Consider the following 16,373-nt stretch of genomic DNA (forward strand, 5'->3'; position numbering starts at 1 on the left):
GCCCTACGCCGCGTGCTCCAGGACTCCCTGCGCCACCTTCTTGTCCAGGGCCGCCCGCACCAACGCGGCGGACAGCACCGCAGGTTCGCTGTCCCCGGCGAGCCTCACCAGCTTCCCCGGGTCCTTGGGCAGCCCGAGCCGCTCCGCTCCGGACAGGGCCTTGGCGTCCAGGTAAGGGGCCACCTCCGGCCACACCCGCTGCACCTCCCGCAGGAAGATGTCGGCACCGGCCGGCCCGATCCCCGGTATCTCCTGAAGCAACCCGCGCAGCGTCGGAACGTCTCCGTGCGCCTCCTTCCGCAGCCGCCGCAGATCGCCTCCCCAACGCTCCATCAGCAGCTCGGCGCCGTCGCCGAGCTGGGTCGCCGTGCGCTCGTCGTAGCGCCGGTAGCCGCCCCGCCCCAGCGCGTCCACGCGCTCCTGCCAGTCGGCCCCGGCCATGCGCCGCGGATCCCGCAGACCCGCCTCCTGAAGCGCCCGCACCGTTTCGAGGGCGATCGAGGTGCGGATGCGGGCACTGAGCAGCAGGGCCATCAGCAGCAGCCGGTACAGCGGCTGCGGGGCGTCCTTGAGCGGGATGCCCGCCTCCTCCGCGTAGGTGCGACCGTGCTCGTGGACGAGTTCCCCGACGACACGGTCCGCCCTCTCGCTGCGGGACACGGCGGCCTCACTTCCCCGCTTTGAGCGGGTCGTGGCCGATCGACATCAACCGGTGGCGCCGGTCGTCGTCCTCGGCCTCCGGCTCGTTGTAGAGGTCCTGCTGGGCGGTCACGGTCTCCACGACCTGACGCATCACCCGGATGTCGTCGTCGGTCAGATCCATGCGCCGCTTCTGCAGTATCGCGAGGACGTGCCGCCCGGTCGGCGGACCCGCCTGCTCGGGCAGCGGCTCGGTGTCCTCGTCGGCGTCCCGGACCCGCAGCCAGGCCGCGAGTTCCTGGGAGGTCATGTTGACCACGCTGTGGAACTCGTCCCACAGCGCGTCCATCTCCAGGGCGTCGGTCATCGCGTACTCCTTTTCGCCCTCGGTGGCCCGGCAGGCCCTGCCCTTGGGGATTCAGTCCTCCCGCGGCCAGTTCTCGGCCTCGAACATCCAGCGCTGCTTCTCCAGCTCCGCGGTGAGTCCGATCAGCAGGTCCTGGGTGACCGGATCGGCCTTCTCCGTGGCGTCGATCCGAGCGCGCAGCCTTCCGATCGCCGCCTCCAGCGACTCCACCATCAGCCGCACGACGTCCGTGTCGCGCAGCCAGCCCTCCTTCGTACCCGGCAGCCCGAAGGTGGACGCGATGGTCTCCGGCCGCCCGTCCGGCGCGACGCCGAGCGCGGCGGCACGCTCGGCCACCGTGTCGGCGTACGAGCGTGCTGTGGCCACCACTTCGTCCAGCTGGAGGTGGATCGACCGGAACCTCGGTCCGACGATGTTCCAGTGGGCCTGCTTGCCGACGAGTGACAGCCCGAGCAGATCCACCAGGGTCTCTTGCAGGGCGTCCCCCGTGATTCGACGTGCGGGCTCGGGCAGGGTGCTGCGCACCACGGTCATCGCGCGCTACTCCTTGTCGGTCGGTGTGTCTGTCGGTGTGTCTGTCGGTCCTTCGAGGTCCGGAGCAGCTCGGCACGCTCTCTCTCACCGGTGCCACCCCACACGCCCGCCGTCTGCCCGCTGCGCAGCGCCCAGTCAAGGCACTCGCCGATCACCGGGCAGCGGCGGCAGACGCGTTTGGCGGCGGCGGTCTCCTCCGCCGCGGGCCCCGTCGATCCCACCGGGAAGAACAGGTCGGGGTCCTCGCCCTCGCATGCCGCGTGCCGCAACCACTCCATGGCCGCCCGGGTGCCCGGGACGCATGCGGTAAAACCCGGTGGGGAAGTCCGGGAGCGGGGCGGGAGCTTCCCGGTGGGCCGTCCGCGGTCTATAGTTCAAAACTAGCGGTGCTAATTAATGGTTGAGGCCGATCAGGAGTCCCGTGGTGCGTACCGTCCACTTCGCGGCAGCCCGCCGCACCCCCATCGGCAAGCTGCGCGGCGCCCTGTCCTCCGTACGCCCCGACGACCTCGCCGCCGCGGTGATCCGAGCTCTGGTCGCGGATGCGCCCGGCCTGGACCCGGCGCGCATCGACGACGTCTACTGGGGCGCGGCCAATCAGGCCGGCGAGGACAACCGCAACGTCGCCCGCATGGCCGCCCTCCTCGCCGGCCTGCCCGAATCCGTCCCGGGCGCCACGGTCAACCGGCTGTGCGCCTCCGGTCTGGAGGCGGTGACCACGGCCGCCCGCACGATCGCCGCCGGGGAGGCCGACATCGTGCTCGCGGGCGGCTCCGAGTCCATGAGCCGTGCCCCCTTCGTGCTGCCCCGCCCCGACGAGGCGCTCCCGCGCCGCATCGAGACCGCCGACACCCGCCTGGGCTGGCGACTGGTCAACCCCGCGATGAAGGACCTCCACGGACTGCTCTCCATGGGGGAGACCGCGGAGGAGGTCGCGCAGCGGTACGGCGTCGGACGCGTGCGCCAGGACGAGTTCGCCCTGCGCAGTCACCGGCGTGCCGCGGACGCCCGCAAGAACGGGTGGTTCGACGGCGAACTGCTGCCCGTCGCCAGGCCGGACGGGGTCCTGGTCGCCGCCGACGAAAGCGTGCGCGAGGACACCTCGTACGAGAAGCTCGCCCGACTCAAGCCCGTCTTCCGCGAAGGCGGCACCGTCACCGCGGGCAACGCCTCGCCCATGAACGACGGCGCCGCGGGACTTCTTCTCGTCAGCGAGGAGGCCCTCGACGAGCTGGGCCTCGAGTCCCTCGGCCGCTATGTCGCGGGCGCCTCGGCCGGAGTCCACCCGGACGTCATGGGCATCGGACCCGTCCCCGCCACCGAGAAGGCCCTCGCCCGCGTCGGCTGGACGATCGGCGCCATCGAGGAAGCCGAACTCAACGAGGCCTTCGCCGCCCAGACCCTCGCCTGCGTCGACCGTCTCGGCATCGACCCGGATCTGGTCAACCCCGACGGCGGCGCCATCGCACTCGGGCATCCGCTCGGCTGCTCGGGTGCCCGCATCCTGACGACCCTGCTGCACCGCATGCGCCGCACCGGGGCGTCACGCGGGCTCGCCACGATGTGCGTGGGGGTCGGGCAGGGCAGCACGGTGCTCGTGGAACGGCCCTAGCCGAATGCTTCCCACGCCCCGGCGACAGTCCACGGTGGCCCCCGCTCGGTCAGCGGCGAACCCAGCTGCGCGCCGACTTCCGCACGCGCGCGGCCACGAGTGTCGCGCAAGAGCCCGCGTAAGCTCTTGGCCCGGCGCTCATCCCCTCTTCAGCTGCTGAGTTTCTTTGCGAGACTATCTATCATCAGCAGTATGAAACGGACGTCGTTCGCCAACTGGCCGTGCTCCATCGCGCGGACCCTTGATCTGTTGGGTGACCACTGGACGCCTCTCGTCGTGCGCGAGGCGTTCTACGGCATCCGCCGCTTCGACGAGTTCCAGCAGGAACTGGGCATCGCCCGCAACACGTTGACCGATCGGCTGCACCGCCTGGTGGACGAGGGGGTGCTGGAAAAGCGGCTCTACGAGACCGAGCCGCCGCGCTACGACTACGTCCTCACGGAGAAGGGACGTGACCTCTTCACCGTGCTGGCCACGATGTCCCGGTGGGGCGACCGATGGCTGGCCGGCGAGGAGGGCGTCCCGGTGGTGCTCCACCACGACGCGTGCGACCACGACACCACGGCCGAGGTGGTGTGCTCCGCCTGTCGCAAGCCCCTGGTGGCCCAGGAGACGTCGATGCGGATGGGGCCCGGTTACCCGGAACGGCTCAAGCGCCGGCCGGATGTGCGGCGGCGGTTCGGTACGGCCTGAGCGCGGCCCCCGAGCACAGCGTCTTGACAGGTAAGTCTCATAAAGCAACTCTTATGGCCACATCCTTGAGACGAGGAGGCCGGTGGACGTGGAGTGGACGGGCGCGCGCTACGCGGACAAACCCACGGTCGAGGTGCGGACCTGGATCGACGCCCCGCCGGAAAGGGTGTGGGCCCTGGTGGCCGACATCGCCTTGATGCCGGCCATGAGTGAGGAACTCCAGTCGGTCGCTTGGCTCGACGGCGCCGACGCACCTACCGTGGGCGCCAGGTTCGTCGGCCACAGCAGGCACGAGGCGTTCGGCGAGTGGTCGACGACCTCACATGTGATCGAGTGCGAACCGCAACGGCTTCTCGCCTGGGCCGTGGAAGACCCCGCCGCCCCCTCCGCGATCTGGCGTTTCCGCCTTCGGGCCGAGAACGGCGGGACGGAACTGTCGGAGTGCGTGCAGCTCGGCCCGGGTCGTTCCGGGCTGTCCTTCGCGATCGACAGGATGCCGGACAAGGAACAGAAGATCGTGTTCGTGCGGCTGCGCGAGTTCGAGCGGAACATCGCCTTGACCCTCGAGCAGATCAAGAAGCGGGCGGAGGCGTAATGCGCACGGCCACCACGATCGAGGCCTCGGGCGGCGAGCACTGGGCCGAGACGGCGGACTTCGTCGTCGAGGCGGAGAAACTGGGCCTGGACATCTGCTGGGTCGCCGAGGCCTGGGGCTCCGACGCTCCCTCCGCGCTGGGCTACTACGCGGCGCTCACCGACCGGATGCTCCTGGGGTCCGGCGTCATACAGCTCGGCACACGCACGCCGGCCGCCGTCGCGCAGACCGCCATCACGCTGTCCAATCTCTCCGGCGGACGCTTCCTGCTCGGCCTGGGCGCCTCGGGCCCGCAGGTGATCGAAGGGCTGCACGGAGTGCCGTTCGCCCGGCCGCTGCGCCGTATGCGGGAAACCGTCGAAATTGTCCAGCGGCTGCTCGGCGGCGGCAAACTTTCCTACTCCGGCACGGAGTTCACCATCCCGCTGCCCGGCGGTGAAGCAGTCCCGATGCGGCTGTCGATGCGGGCCGAGCACCGAGTCCCTGTGTATCTGGCCGCGTTGTCGCCGGCCATGTTGCGGCTCACAGGCGAAGTAGCCGACGGCTGGCTGGGAACCAGCTTCGTACCCGAGGGTGCGGAGGACGCCTACTTCACCCACCTCGACGACGGTCTGGCCCGCAGCGGCCGGGCCCGCGCCGCCCTGGACGTCTGCCAGGGCGCAGAGGTCGCCTTCGCGGCGGATGAGGAGGCCCTCGGCGCGATGATCGCTGGGCGCAGGAAGGAACTGGCCTTCAGCCTGGGCGGCATGGGCTCGGCGTCCACCAACTACTACAACAACGCCTACAGCCGCCAGGGATGGGCCGAGGTCGCAGCGGAGGTGCGCGAGCGGTGGCGGGCCGGTGACCGGGACGGCGCGACAGAGCTGGTGACCGACGAGATGGTACTGGGTACGACGCTGATCGGCACCGAGACCATGGTGCGCGAGCGGCTCCGGGTGTGGCGCGACGCCGGCGTCGACACCGTGCGCCTGTACCCGGCCGGGGAGACCCTGCAAGCACGGCTCGCCACCCTGGCCAGGGCGATCGAACTGGTACGAGAGGTGGACGGCGCGTCTTGACGATCCAAGACGGTCGACGCGGGCTGCCCTCAGCCGATCGCGCCCCTCGTCCCGCCCGAACAGCTCGTCCACTTCCCAAATGCAAGGTGCCGGAGCGGGGCCGGTGTGCGCTGCACTCCACGGTTACCGCACACCCCGACCCGTGGTGTGCGGGTCACCGGCCATGGGATGCGCGGGATGCGCCCTCACCGGCGCAGCAGCGCGGGGAGGTCCGCGAACGAGTCGAGGACGTGGTCGGGCTCGCCGCTCGCGGCCCGGTGGGTCTCCGGCTGGTATTTGCCGGTCCTGACGAGCACCCCGGTGATCCCGGCGCGCTGGGCCGCGAGCACGTCGTTCTCGATGTCGTCGCCGACCATGAGCGCCTGGTTCGCGCCGACCCCGAGACGGGTCAGCGCCGCCTCGAAGAACGCGGGCGACGGCTTGCCCGTCACCTCGGCCTCCACCCGGGCGGCCCGCTCCAGGCCGACCAGAAACGCCCCCGAGTCGAGCTGCAGCCCCTCGTCGGTGCGCCAGTACAGGTTGCGGTGCATGGCGACCAGCCGCGCACCGCGCTGGAGATGGCCGAAGGCGCGGTTGAGCGCCGCGTAGTCGAACTCGGGTCCGGCCCCGCCGAGGAGCACGACGTCCGGGACGGTCTCCTCGTCGTTCACGACCGAGACGCCGACCAGGTCCTCCCGGATGTCACCGCTGTTGAGCAGCGAGCAGCGCGCGCCCGGACAGCGGTCGGCGAGATACCCGGCGGTGACGGCGGGCGCGGTCAGGACATCCTCGGCGGACACCGGGAAACCGGCCCCTGAGAGGGTCTCGGCGACCGACGCGCGGGTGCGGGACGTCGTGTTGGTGACCAGGGCGACGGCGATGCCCGCCGCGCGGATCTCCCGCAGCGCCCGGACCGCGCCCGGCAGGGGCTGCCACGAGACGGTGAGGACCCCGTCGATGTCGATGAGGACGGCGCGCACAGCATCCATACCAGGACCCTAGCGAGCGAAGGGCCCGACCGCCGTGAGGCCGCGGGAGGAGGGAGCCGGGGCAGCCCGTACCCTCATGGCCATGTCCCGCCACGTCCTGGTCCTCGGCGGCACCGCCGAGGCACGCGAACTGGCCGCCTCGCTCGCGGCCCGTCCCGGCGTGCGGGTGACCACCTCCCTGGCCGGGCGGGTGTCCCGGCCGAAGACGCCCGACGGGGACGTACGGGTCGGCGGGTTCGGCGGCGCGGAGGGGCTGGCCGCCTGGATCCGCACGCACCAGGTGGACGCGCTGGCCGACGCCACGCACCCGTTCGCCGCCCGTATCACGGCGAACGCGGCGCGGGCCGCGGCGGCCGCCGGTGTCCCCGCCGTGGTACTGCGCCGGCCCGGCTGGTGCGCGGGCCCCGGCGACCGCTGGCACGAGGCGGCCTCGATGGCCGACGCGGCGGCGCTGCTGCCGCCACTCGGCCGACGGGTGTTCCTCACCACCGGCAGGCTGGGCCTCGCGGCCTTCGCCCATCTGACGGACCTTCACTTCGTCGTACGGTCGGTGGAGCCGCCCGAGCCGCCCCTGCCGCCGGACATGGAAGTGGTGCTCGCCCGGGGGCCCTTCACGGTCGAGGGCGAGACCGCGCTGCTGCGTGCGCACGGCATCGAGGTGCTGGTGACGAAGGACAGCGGGGGAGCGGCGACGGCGGCCAAGCTCACGGCGGCGCGGGAACGGGGGCTCCCGGTGGTCGTCGTACGTCGTCCGCCCCTGCCCGAGGGGGTCACCGCGGTGCCGGACGTCTCGGAAGCACTCGCCCGGCTGGGGCTCGGCCCCGGCGGCAACGGCCGGCCGCAGCCTAAGCCGGTGGATGCCGGCGCAGCAGATACGTGTCCATGATCCAGCCCTTGCGTTCCCTGGCCTCCGCACGCAGCCGCTCGATGCGCTCCGCCGTCTCGGCCAAGGGGCCGGAGACGAGTATCTCGTCCGGGGTGCCGATGTACGCGCCCCAGTAGATGTCGATGTCCTGGTCGGCGTACTGCCGGAAGGCCTGGTGGGCGTCGAGCATGACGACCACGTCGTCGACCCCTTCCGGGAAACCCTCCGACAGGCGGCGTCCCGTGGTGATCTGCACGGGCCGGGCCACCCGGTTGAGGCCCGTGCGGTGCCTGGCGACGAGTGCCGAGACGCTGCTGATCCCGGGCACCACGTCGTACGAGAACGTCACCGTGCCGCGCGCCAGGACCTCCTCCAGGATGCCGAGCGTGCTGTCGTAGAGCGCGGGGTCCCCCCAGACCAGGAAGGCGCCGGTGTCGTCCTGACCCAGCTCCTCGGTGATGAGCCGCTCGTAGATGTCGGCGCGCGCCGAGCGCCAGTCGCCGACGGCGGGGGAGTAGGCGGCGCCACCCGCGGCCCGGTCCCGCTCGGGGTCGCGCGCCTCGGCCAGGCGGTATGTGCCGTCCGGTAGATGTGCGTCGAGGATCTCACGGCGCAGCCGCACGAGGTCCGACTTCACCTCGCCCTTGTCGAGCACGAAGAACACGTCCGTGCTCTTCAGCGCCTTGACCGCCTGCAGGGTCAGCTGGTCGGGGTCGCCCGCCCCTATGCCGATGACATGAATCTTTCGCACGCCCCGAGTCTGCCGTACGCCACCGACAGCCCGCGCACACCCCTGCCCCGGTCCGCCTATCGCCGCTCCCCGCGCAGCCGGGGCGCCCAGGCCCGCGCGTCGAGCGGGGTCGCCTCCCGTTCCACGACCGCCGCCGACTCCCGTGCCCAGGCGATCAGTTGCGCCACCTCCATACCGTACGGCCGTTCCTGGCCGACCTCCCTCGCCCACTCCTCGAGGGCCCCGGCACCGCGCCGCAGCAGCCGGGCACCGCCCGACGCGTTGCCGCGGGCCGCATGGGTGAGGCCGACCGCCAGCTGGGCGAGCCCCCGCCACAGGGCACGCTCCTCGACGGGCCCCGTCTTCCAGGCGTCCTCGAACACCTCGTGGGCATGGAAGGGCCGCCCCCCGTCCAGCAGCGCCTGTGCCTCGTCGACGGTGTCCTGCGGGGTCCGTGTGAGGCCTTCCGGCTGGCGCGCCACGCCCGGCGAACCGTACGGCAGCGGCCGCCCCAGTCCGTCCCGCGGCCGGGCGTTGCGGGCCCGTCCCTCCGCGTCCCGGTCGCGCTTCCGGCCCGGTCCGGGTTCCGATGCGTCGTTCATACCCCGATTGTCCCCCGCCGCCCGCCCCTTCGAGGCAGTTCCCGGCGTGGGGTAGAGTTCTGTAAGCGCGATCACGCGGGCCACCGCGGGAGACGCACCGGGACGTGGCGCAGCTTGGTAGCGCACTTGACTGGGGGTCAAGGGGTCGCAGGTTCAAATCCTGTCGTCCCGACGGTGCAAGAGGGCTTCGAGCCCAGGTCAGGGCCTTGTTTCACTTCGATGAGACGGGGCCCTCGATCGTTTTCGGAGGCCGTCGTCCTACGGAAGCCACGAACATCAGCCGACGTCGTCGTGAGGCAGTGGCCGGCCAGGGGTATGCCTGGCCGGCCACACCCCGGCACCGGACACACACCGCGGCTGCGCCTCGTGCCCCCGCAACGGCACGGCCGACGAGGCTGCCGTCAGCCCGGGGCCGCACCCGCCGGGTTCGCGTCGGCCGTCACGCTCAGCGCGTGGTCGACGAACCGCTGAGGGGCCGGCGGTAGGGTGCGCGCGGCCAGCCAGGCGATGCCGATGTCGCGGGCGGAGTGCACATCCGTGACCTCGAGGTAGCGGATGGGCAGGTCCGGGTTGGTCTCCTGGGCGCCTGCGGCTTCGCGGGACAAGGGGATCAGGGACACCCCCAGGCCGGCGGCGACCAGGCCGCGCAGGGTCTCGACCTCCTCGCCCTCGAAGCCGACGAGCGGGCTGAAGCCGGCCTGCCGGCACAGCGTTTCCGTGACGCTCCGCAGCCCGTAGCCGGGCTTGAGCATGATGAACTGTTCCGCGGCCGCCTCGGCGAGCCGGATCCGCTGCCGCTGGGCCAGGCGGTGCCGGAGGGGGACGGCGAGCCACAGGCTTTCGACCAGCAGCCGCCGCCATCTGATGAGGGGGTGGCCCGGGTCCCTGCTGGTGATGATCACGTCCGCGGTGGAGTCGAGGAGACGCTGGGTGAGGCCCTTCTCGTCGGCCTGGTGCAGTTCGAACCGGACCTGGGGGGAAGCCTCCCGGAAGCCGGTCACCAGCCTCGGCACGAGCCAGGTCCCCAGCGTGTGCAGAAAGGCCAGCGAGATCACGCCGCCTTCCGGGTCGACGACCTCGGCCACCGCCCGGCACCCGCGGTCGTAGCTGTCCAGTACGGCGTCGACGTACTCCTTGAACACCCGTCCGGCCGGGGTGAGGCGCAGCACCCGGCCGACGCGCTGCAACAGCTCCGCACCCACCTCGTCCTCGAGCCGGTTCAGGGCGCGGGAAAGGGCGGGCTGGGTGACGCGGGCTTCCGCCGCGGCGTCGGTGACCGTCGCGCCCTCGGCCACGGCCTGGAAGGAGCGCAGCACTTGCAGATCCATTACCTCATTCTGCCGCCGTATCGGTCACCGGATCTCCAGGCGTTCCACACAGGGACCGCGGGTGGGAGCGCACGGACAGGGACCGGGCGGTCACGGTGTCGCAGAGCTGTTCGGCCTCGGTGACGGTCTGCTCCCAGTCGGGGAGCCGATGCCCGGGCCGGACCGGTTCACGACGTGCGTTCGCGGCCGCCCGTCGCGCCTCGGCCAGCTGGTGGTAGGCGGCGCGGCGCAGAGCGTGCCGCTGGGTCGGCGCGGCAGTCGGGGCGAGGTCCTGGTAGCGGCGGGCCGCGGCCACAGCGGCCTCGGTCAGGGCGTCGGCGCGGCCGGCAGTGGAGCGCGGCCACAGGGCGAAGTGCGCGACGAGCACGATGGCGGACGCGACAGCGGTGTCCAGGATGCGCGGCCCGTACAGCGCCCGGTGGTCGCCGAGCAGGTCGACGAGGACGAACACGATCGCGGTCAGGCCCGTCGTGGCCACGGCGTAGTGATGGCGCACACCGACGGCCATGAGGGCGCCGAAGAGGGCCACCCCGCCGATGAATGCGTAGGTGCTCTCGGTCAGCAGGGACACCGTGCCGATGGCGGCCACGCCCACGACGGTGCCGATGCAGCGGTGCAGTGCCCGGCGGAAGAGGGGGCCGAAGTCCGGCTGGTAGACGAAGGCGACGGTCATCGGCAGCCAGTAGCCGCGTGGACCGTCCAGCAGCAGGGCGCACAGCTGTGCGGCCAGGACGCACGTCGCCAACAGGACGGCGTAGCGCAGGTGTACCGACCGGCTCTGCCGGGGACGCGCCGGAAGTGACAGGGCCACGTCGTCGATCCGTTCGGCGTCGGCGGCGGTGCGCAGATCGGCGAGGGCGCGCAGGCCCGGGGAGTCCGGATCGGCGGCCGGCGGCACAGGTGCAGCCGGGCGCGGGGCGTCAGGCAGCGTCCGTACGGCCGTGTCCCTGTCGTCCGGGAGCAGCTGCTGTACGGCCGCGTCCCTGTCGTCCGGCAGCAGCCGCCGGGCGATCAGCAGGGGCATGTTCACCACGGTCGCCGGGAGCGGACGCCTTTCCCACAACAGCGTGGTCACCGCCTCTCCCAGCCGCGCGGCGACGCGGAACGCCCTGAGGAGCCGGTCGGCCTCCGGGTCCAGGCGGCGCGGGCCAGCGGATGTCAGGTAACGGCCCATCATGTGGTGGGCGTCGTCCAGGGCGTCCGTGAGCCGTCGCCGGGCGTCCTCGGCGGCCCCGGTTCCGGCCGCCGCGAGCGCCTCTGAGGCGGCCCGGTAGACGGCCTGTACGGCGGCCCGCTCGACAAGGTGGCGCCGCCACAGCCAGGGGGTCGCGGACAGCACGAGCATGAGGCCGACACCGGTGAGCAGGGCGATCGGGGCCTGCCACCACGGTCCGGGCACCGGGATGCCGCCGCCGATCGTGGCGCCTAGCAGGAGGTGCATGCCGGCCACGGAGGCGGTCCGTTCCCGCAGGCTGATCGCGCCGCCGACCAGGGCGCAGACGACCAGGCAGACGGTCACGGCCGCCGTCTGGCCGGTGCGCAGGGCGAGTTCACCGGCGAGGAGCCCGAGGGCGCTGGCCAGCCCCATCCAGCACAGTCGTCGCGCCCGTGTCCGGTAGGGGTCGGAGCCGTCCTGGCTGACTCCCCACAGGGTGCCGATCGCCGCGATCACCGCGAGAGTCGTGCGTCCCGTCGCCACCCCGGCGAGCAGCGGGAGGGCGAGGGCGACAGCCCCCCGCAGCGCCGCCGCGACCGGGAAGGCGCCGACGGTGCTGATCAGGCGGTGGCGCAGCCGTGCCCTCGGGGTCGTGTGCGGTGCGCGTCCCCGAGGCGTGTTCGCTGCTTGGGCCATCCGGCCGTGTCCTTTCGGGGCGGGCGGGGCCAGCGATCAGATTCGTGATCGGCGGCAAAGTGATGAGAGGAAGCTGATGGAGGGGAGGGTCAGACGGCCTTGACGGGCGGGTAGTCCGGCTGCCACACGGCGGCGCGGACGCGCTGTTCGATGTCGTCGTCGACGGGGGCGTGGGAGACGCCGTCGTGCGCGGCGGCGTGGGCCACGGCGACCGCGACGGCGACGGACGTGTCGTGCAGCCGGTCGATGCGGGGCAGGATCGCTGCGCCTGGCTCGGTGGGCCGGGTCCGCCGGGCGACCGCGTGGGCGGCGGCGACGAGCATGCGGTCGGTGACGCGATCCGCCTTGGCGACGATGGCGCCCAGGCCCAGACCGGGGAAGACGAGGGCGTTGTTGGCCTGCCCGATCTCGTAGGTGGTGCCTTCCAACTGGACGGGCGCGAAGGGGCTGCCGGTGGCGATCAGGGCACGGCCCTCGGTCCAGGCGAGCAGATCGGCGGGGACGGCCTCGGCCAGCCGGGTCGGATTGGACATCGGCAGGATGATCGGGCGCCGGGCGTGCGCGGCCATGGTGCGGACGATGTCCTCGGTGAAGGCGCCGCCCTGGCCTGAGGTTCCGATCAGGACGGTGGGCCGGGCCCTGCGGACGACTTCGGCGAGCGGGATGCCGCCGAGTTCCTCGTCGTGCCGCCAGTCGGCGACCTCGGCGGTGCGGCGGGCGTAGGGGACCTGGAAGTCGCGCAGGCCGTCCTGGTCCTGAGTGAGCAGGCCTTGGCGGTCGACGGCCCAGATGCGGGCGGTGGCCTGCTGCGGTGACAGGCCGTTCCCGACGAGGGCGTCTCGGAGCTGGTCGGCGACGCCGATGCCGGCGGTGCCGGCGCCGAAGACGACGATGCGGTGCTCGGGCAGGGGGACGCCGCTGGCCTTGACACCGGCGAGCACGGCGGCGAGGTTGACGGCGCCGGTGCCCTGGATGTCGTCGTTGAAGGTGAAGACGTTCTCGCGGTAACGATCCAGGATGCGGCGGGCGTTGGCCGGGCCGAAGTCCTCCCAGTGGAGCATGGCGTTCGGGAACAGCTTCGTCGCGGCGGTGACATAGGCGTCGATGAAAGCGTCGTACGTGTCCCGGTCCACACGTGGGTGCCGGCTGCCGAGGTACAGCGGGTCCTCCAGCAGTTCCTTGCGGTTGGTGCCGACGTCGAGCATCACGCCCAGCGCCCGCTGGGGGTGCACCCCGGCGGCGGCGGTGTAGACGGCGAGTTTGCCGACCGCGATGTCGATGCCGCCCACGCCCCAGTCGCCGATGCCGAGGATGGCCTCGCCGTCGGTGGCCACGATCAGGTCGAGGTCGTCCGGGCCCAGACCGGTGGCGCGCAGAGACCGCTCGATGTCCTCCGGCGCGTCGACCGACAGGTACACGCCGCGGGGGCGGCGGTACTCGTAGCTGTAGCGCTCGATCGCCGTGCCGACCGTCGGGGTGTAGACGATCGGCAGCATCTCCGCCAGGTGATCACCGATGAGGCGGTAGAACAGTCCCTCGTTACGGTCGTGCAATGCCGTGAGGTAGACGTTCTTGGCGAGGTCGGTCGGCTGCGCTCGGTATTGCTCGTACGCGCGTGCCGCCTGCTGGTCCTGGGTCAGCACCTGCGGCGGGATCAGTCCCACGAGGCCCAGCTCCCGGCGCTCCTGCTCGGTGAAGGCGGTGCCCCGGTTCAGACGGGGGTCGTTCAGCACCGCACGCCCACGGGCGGTGGTCTCGAGGCGGCCTTCCGCCGCGTTCCACTTCGTGCTCACGATCGACTCCCTGTCGGCCTTGGAACCGGATGACAACCAGGGTCGGCGAACACGCGGCATGCGTCCAATGCCTGAGAACTGTGGAATCCATGACTGCAGAGAATGAGAGTGTCTGACCTGCGCTTTTCGCGGAGGCGGCCTGGCGGCGCAGACCGCGCGATCTTGACCGGCGGCTCTCCATCGCCAGGTGTCGGGTTCGGAGAGGTTCGGCGAAGACCTCGCGGGCGGCCTCGATGAGTTCTTGCAGGTCGCCGCCCTCGGCGCGGTCGCGGAGCCACATCAGGGCGGTGTCCAGATGGGGGTGGAAATCCGTGAACGGCTGGCGAACCGGTCGGCCGGCACGACCGCGCCGAGTCGCTCCGACATGAGGAGCACCTGGCCCAGTGCCCGGCCGCTGACCGGGAGCCGCGCCAGTGTCAGGGCGACCTTGCCCTCGCGTACGGCGGGGACCAGAGCGGGGGTGACGCCGGGCCGGCGCTTGAGCTCGTACCGCTCGCGGACCCGCTCGGCGAGCGCTTCGGCGCCCGCCCGCAGCCGTAGGTGCACGCCGGGGGGCATGCCGATGAGCGCGGTGCTGCGCCGGGGGCGGATCGCCTCGCACAGCCGCCAGGGTATGGAGTGGACCTGCTCGAGCACGTCTCGCGCGATCGGCGGCAGTGCCGATCCGGCCGGGGCGAGCGTGACGTGGTGCGTGTCGCGATCGAACAGCCGGTGCGCGAGATCGCGCTCGAGATCCCCGATTACGGGCCCGTCGTCGCTCAGCCCGCCTCGGCCGGCGTGAAGCTCACGTCCGCCGTGTCCACGGTGCCCCCGCGGCGGCCGGGGGCGTTCTGGTACTTCCAGTACAGATTGGTGTGCGCGATCACCTGTTCCGGGGACGGCGCGCCGTAGGCGGTGAGGTCCTCCGTGGTGTGCGCGTCGCCCACGAGCGTCACGTCGTACCCGCGTACGAGGGCCCCGTGGAGGGTCGAGCGGATGCATGCGTCGGTCTGGGCGCCCGTGACGACGAGGCTGCCCACTCCGCGCCCGGCGAGCAGCGCCTCCAGCTCCGTGTCCTCGAACGAGTCGCCGTACCGCTTGTGGACGAGCGGCTCCGTGTCGTGGCGGACCAGCTCCGGCACGTACTGCCAGCTCTCGCTCCCCCGTTCGAGGTCCTCGTCGGAGTGCTGCACCCAGACCACGGGCACGTCCTCCGCCCGCGCCTTGCCGATCAGGGTGTTGATGTTCTCGATCACGCTGTCACGGTTGTGGGCGCCGGCCACCACCCCGTGCTGGACGTCGATGACGAGCAGCGCGGTGTTCGGCCGGTCGGGCAGGGTTGTCATGGGGACTCGGCTTTCCTCTCGGTGGGGCCACATCGAACCCCACCGTACGGGCGGCCACCGACAACGCGGAGGGGATTTCAGCGCAGCAGCTCCGCCAGGCGGCGCCAGGCGTCACGGGGGAGGGCGTCGCGGGGCCCGCCGTGGACCACCTGGACGGCCACATGGTCCGCGCCCGCCGCATGGAAGGACTCCAGCCGTTCCCGGATGCGGTCGTCATCGCCCCAGGCGAACAGCGCGTCGACCAGGCGGTCGCTGCCGCCGTCGGCGAAGTCGTCCTCGGTGAAGCCGAACTGCGCGAGGGCCCTGGTGTAGTTCGGCAGCTCCAGGTAGAAGGCGAGGGTCTCGCGCGCCGTCGCCCGGGCGCTGTCCGGGTCCCTGTCCAGCACCACCTTGGTCTCCGGCGCGAGGAGCGGCGCGTCCCCCAGGATGCCGCGGGCCCTGGCCGTGTGCTCGGTCGTGACCAGGTAGGGGTGCGAGCCGGCCGCGCGGTCCCGGGACAGTTCCAGCATCCTTGGACCGAGCGCGGCGAGGACGCGGCGCCCGGCCGGCACACCCGCCGCGTCCAGGGCGTCCAGATATCGGACCATGGCCGAGTACGGGCGGCGGTACTCCTGGGCCATCTTGGCGTGGCTCACGCCGAGTCCGAGGAGGAAGCGCCCCGGGTGGGTCTTCTCCAGCTCGGCGAAGTGTGCCGCGGTCTCCGCCGCCTCGTACTGCCAGATGCTCTGGATGCCGGTCGCCACGATCAGGTGCGAGGTCGCCTCGATCAGCGGCACCGCGTGGCGTACCGTGCTGCTGCCGCCCAGCCAGACCGCTCCGAAGCCGAGTTCCTCCAGCTCGGCGGCGGCCTCTGCGAGTTCCCCGCGCCTGGCCGCATCCTCCGCACGCAGCCCGATACTCCAGATGCCGTACCGCCCGACGGCTTCCTTCAGGGAGCCTGCGCGGTCGATGCCCGTGACGTCGCCCATGAGTTGCGGTTCCTCCGTACTCCGGTATTCGGTACTGCGTCCTGTCCAGGATCACCTGGATCGGTGATCACCTGGATTACAGGAGAGCCCAACGGCCGGGATTTGCGGCGTATTCCACGCCGGAGGTACCTCACAGGGAGTCTCGGCCCCCTGGCATCCGCCGCGTCCCGTCCCCGCACGGCGTGCCCCTTGACTTCGCAAGAACCGCGCGGCACCGTCCCTGACGCCGCATCAGGTCGCCTGGTGCTACCGGAGCGCCGCAGCGAGGGTGCAGGGGTGGGGGCGCGGAGGTGCAAAGCCATGGCAAGGGGTTCATATAGGCTGCTCGCCTCGGTCCCCACAGTCCGCGAGCGCCCGGGAGAGTCCCTGTGACCGTAGCGATCCCCCCGTACGACACGGCCGGTTCGCCCGACGAGCGGCCCGCACCCGGGGCATCGCCCGGGG

The 16,373-nt window shown here is 71.9% G+C and carries 18 protein-coding genes and 1 tRNA gene; 6 read left to right on the forward strand and 13 right to left on the reverse strand.

All coding sequences use genetic code 11. The features are described from left to right. Positions 1–3 precede the first annotated feature (3 nt). The 4 genes from ABZ823_RS20285 to ABZ823_RS20300 are packed head-to-tail and all read right to left on the reverse strand — an operon-like array spanning position 4 to position 1,818. Positions 4–660 (reverse strand): endonuclease, encoded by a 657-nt coding sequence (locus tag ABZ823_RS20285; protein ID WP_361661879.1) that lies wholly within the window; start codon positions 658–660, stop codon positions 4–6. Between the two features lie 7 nt (positions 661–667). Next, entirely contained in the window at positions 668–1,006 is a 339-nt protein-coding gene (locus tag ABZ823_RS20290) for a DUF3140 domain-containing protein (RefSeq protein ID WP_361661882.1), read from the reverse strand. A 51-nt stretch (positions 1,007–1,057) separates the two neighbouring features. After that, complete coding sequence (locus ABZ823_RS20295) at positions 1,058–1,540, reverse strand: DNA starvation/stationary phase protection protein (RefSeq protein ID WP_361661885.1); 483 nt, start codon at positions 1,538–1,540, stop codon at positions 1,058–1,060. Continuing rightward, a complete protein-coding gene (locus tag ABZ823_RS20300) occupies positions 1,537–1,818 on the reverse strand; it encodes a WhiB family transcriptional regulator (protein ID WP_361661888.1) in 282 nt (93 codons plus the stop codon). The genes ABZ823_RS20295 and ABZ823_RS20300 overlap by 4 nt, the downstream gene beginning before the upstream one ends. Before the next feature lie 146 nt (positions 1,819–1,964). On the opposite strand from ABZ823_RS20300, the gene ABZ823_RS20305 reads away from it, so the two are divergent. The 4 genes from ABZ823_RS20305 (at position 1,965) to ABZ823_RS20320 (ending at position 5,498) form a co-directional block, all read left to right on the forward strand. Then, positions 1,965–3,152, forward strand: coding sequence for a thiolase family protein (locus ABZ823_RS20305; protein ID WP_361662213.1), 1,188 nt, complete (start codon positions 1,965–1,967; stop codon positions 3,150–3,152). 192 nt (positions 3,153–3,344) lie between these two features. Next, positions 3,345–3,845, forward strand: a complete 501-nt coding sequence (locus tag ABZ823_RS20310; protein WP_361661891.1) for a helix-turn-helix domain-containing protein — start codon at positions 3,345–3,347, stop codon at positions 3,843–3,845. 88 nt (positions 3,846–3,933) lie between these two features. Next, the gene (locus ABZ823_RS20315) at positions 3,934–4,440 is read left to right on the forward strand and encodes an SRPBCC family protein (RefSeq protein WP_361661894.1); all 507 of its coding nucleotides are present in this window, start codon (positions 3,934–3,936) and stop codon (positions 4,438–4,440) included. Further along, positions 4,440–5,498, forward strand: coding sequence for an LLM class flavin-dependent oxidoreductase (locus ABZ823_RS20320; RefSeq protein ID WP_361661897.1), 1,059 nt, complete (start codon positions 4,440–4,442; stop codon positions 5,496–5,498). The genes ABZ823_RS20315 and ABZ823_RS20320 overlap by 1 nt, the downstream gene beginning before the upstream one ends. A 185-nt stretch (positions 5,499–5,683) precedes the next feature. On the opposite strand, the gene ABZ823_RS20325 is transcribed toward ABZ823_RS20320, so the two are convergent. Continuing rightward, on the reverse strand, positions 5,684–6,466 hold the full coding sequence (locus ABZ823_RS20325) for an HAD-IIA family hydrolase (protein ID WP_361661899.1): 783 nt from the start codon (positions 6,464–6,466) through the stop codon (positions 5,684–5,686). An 82-nt stretch (positions 6,467–6,548) separates the two neighbouring features. On the opposite strand from ABZ823_RS20325, the gene ABZ823_RS20330 reads away from it, so the two are divergent. Further along, the gene (locus ABZ823_RS20330) at positions 6,549–7,352 is read left to right on the forward strand and encodes a cobalt-precorrin-6A reductase (RefSeq protein WP_361661902.1); all 804 of its coding nucleotides are present in this window, start codon (positions 6,549–6,551) and stop codon (positions 7,350–7,352) included. Here ABZ823_RS20330 and cobF read toward each other — a convergent pair. Further along, entirely contained in the window at positions 7,312–8,082 is a 771-nt protein-coding gene (gene cobF / locus ABZ823_RS20335; RefSeq protein WP_361661905.1) for a precorrin-6A synthase (deacetylating), read from the reverse strand. The two genes, ABZ823_RS20330 and cobF, sit on opposite strands and share 41 nt — an antisense overlap. Before the next feature lie 56 nt (positions 8,083–8,138). Next, positions 8,139–8,663 (reverse strand): DUF309 domain-containing protein, encoded by a 525-nt coding sequence (locus tag ABZ823_RS20340; RefSeq protein WP_361661908.1) that lies wholly within the window; start codon positions 8,661–8,663, stop codon positions 8,139–8,141. Between the two features lie 98 nt (positions 8,664–8,761). On the opposite strand from ABZ823_RS20340, the gene ABZ823_RS20345 reads away from it, so the two are divergent. Beyond that, a tRNA-Pro gene (locus tag ABZ823_RS20345) sits at positions 8,762–8,835 on the forward strand. 229 nt (positions 8,836–9,064) lie between these two features. On the opposite strand, the gene ABZ823_RS20350 is transcribed toward ABZ823_RS20345, so the two are convergent. From ABZ823_RS20350 to ABZ823_RS20375, 6 genes are all read right to left on the reverse strand, one after another. Next, positions 9,065–9,991, reverse strand: a complete 927-nt coding sequence (locus ABZ823_RS20350) for a LysR family transcriptional regulator (protein ID WP_361661911.1) — start codon at positions 9,989–9,991, stop codon at positions 9,065–9,067. A 4-nt stretch (positions 9,992–9,995) separates the two neighbouring features. Beyond that, positions 9,996–11,843 (reverse strand): FUSC family protein, encoded by a 1,848-nt coding sequence (locus ABZ823_RS20355; RefSeq protein ID WP_361661913.1) that lies wholly within the window; start codon positions 11,841–11,843, stop codon positions 9,996–9,998. An 89-nt stretch (positions 11,844–11,932) separates the two neighbouring features. After that, positions 11,933–13,696 carry an NAD-dependent malic enzyme gene (locus ABZ823_RS20360; RefSeq protein ID WP_361661916.1) on the reverse strand — a complete coding sequence of 588 codons (1,764 nt, stop codon included), beginning with the start codon at positions 13,694–13,696 and terminating at the stop codon, positions 11,933–11,935. 219 nt (positions 13,697–13,915) lie between these two features. Beyond that, positions 13,916–14,272, reverse strand: a complete 357-nt coding sequence (locus tag ABZ823_RS20365; RefSeq protein WP_361661919.1) for a hypothetical protein — start codon at positions 14,270–14,272, stop codon at positions 13,916–13,918. A 122-nt stretch (positions 14,273–14,394) separates the two neighbouring features. Beyond that, positions 14,395–14,961 carry a cysteine hydrolase family protein gene (locus ABZ823_RS20370; protein WP_361661921.1) on the reverse strand — a complete coding sequence of 189 codons (567 nt, stop codon included), beginning with the start codon at positions 14,959–14,961 and terminating at the stop codon, positions 14,395–14,397. A 77-nt stretch (positions 14,962–15,038) separates the two neighbouring features. Continuing rightward, on the reverse strand, positions 15,039–15,929 hold the full coding sequence (locus tag ABZ823_RS20375) for an LLM class F420-dependent oxidoreductase (RefSeq protein ID WP_361661924.1): 891 nt from the start codon (positions 15,927–15,929) through the stop codon (positions 15,039–15,041). Positions 15,930–16,373: the final 444 nt, after the last annotated feature.

It is taken from the genome of Streptomyces sp. NPDC047079 (assembly GCF_040643755.1).
Taxonomy (GTDB): domain Bacteria; phylum Actinomycetota; class Actinomycetes; order Streptomycetales; family Streptomycetaceae; genus Streptomyces.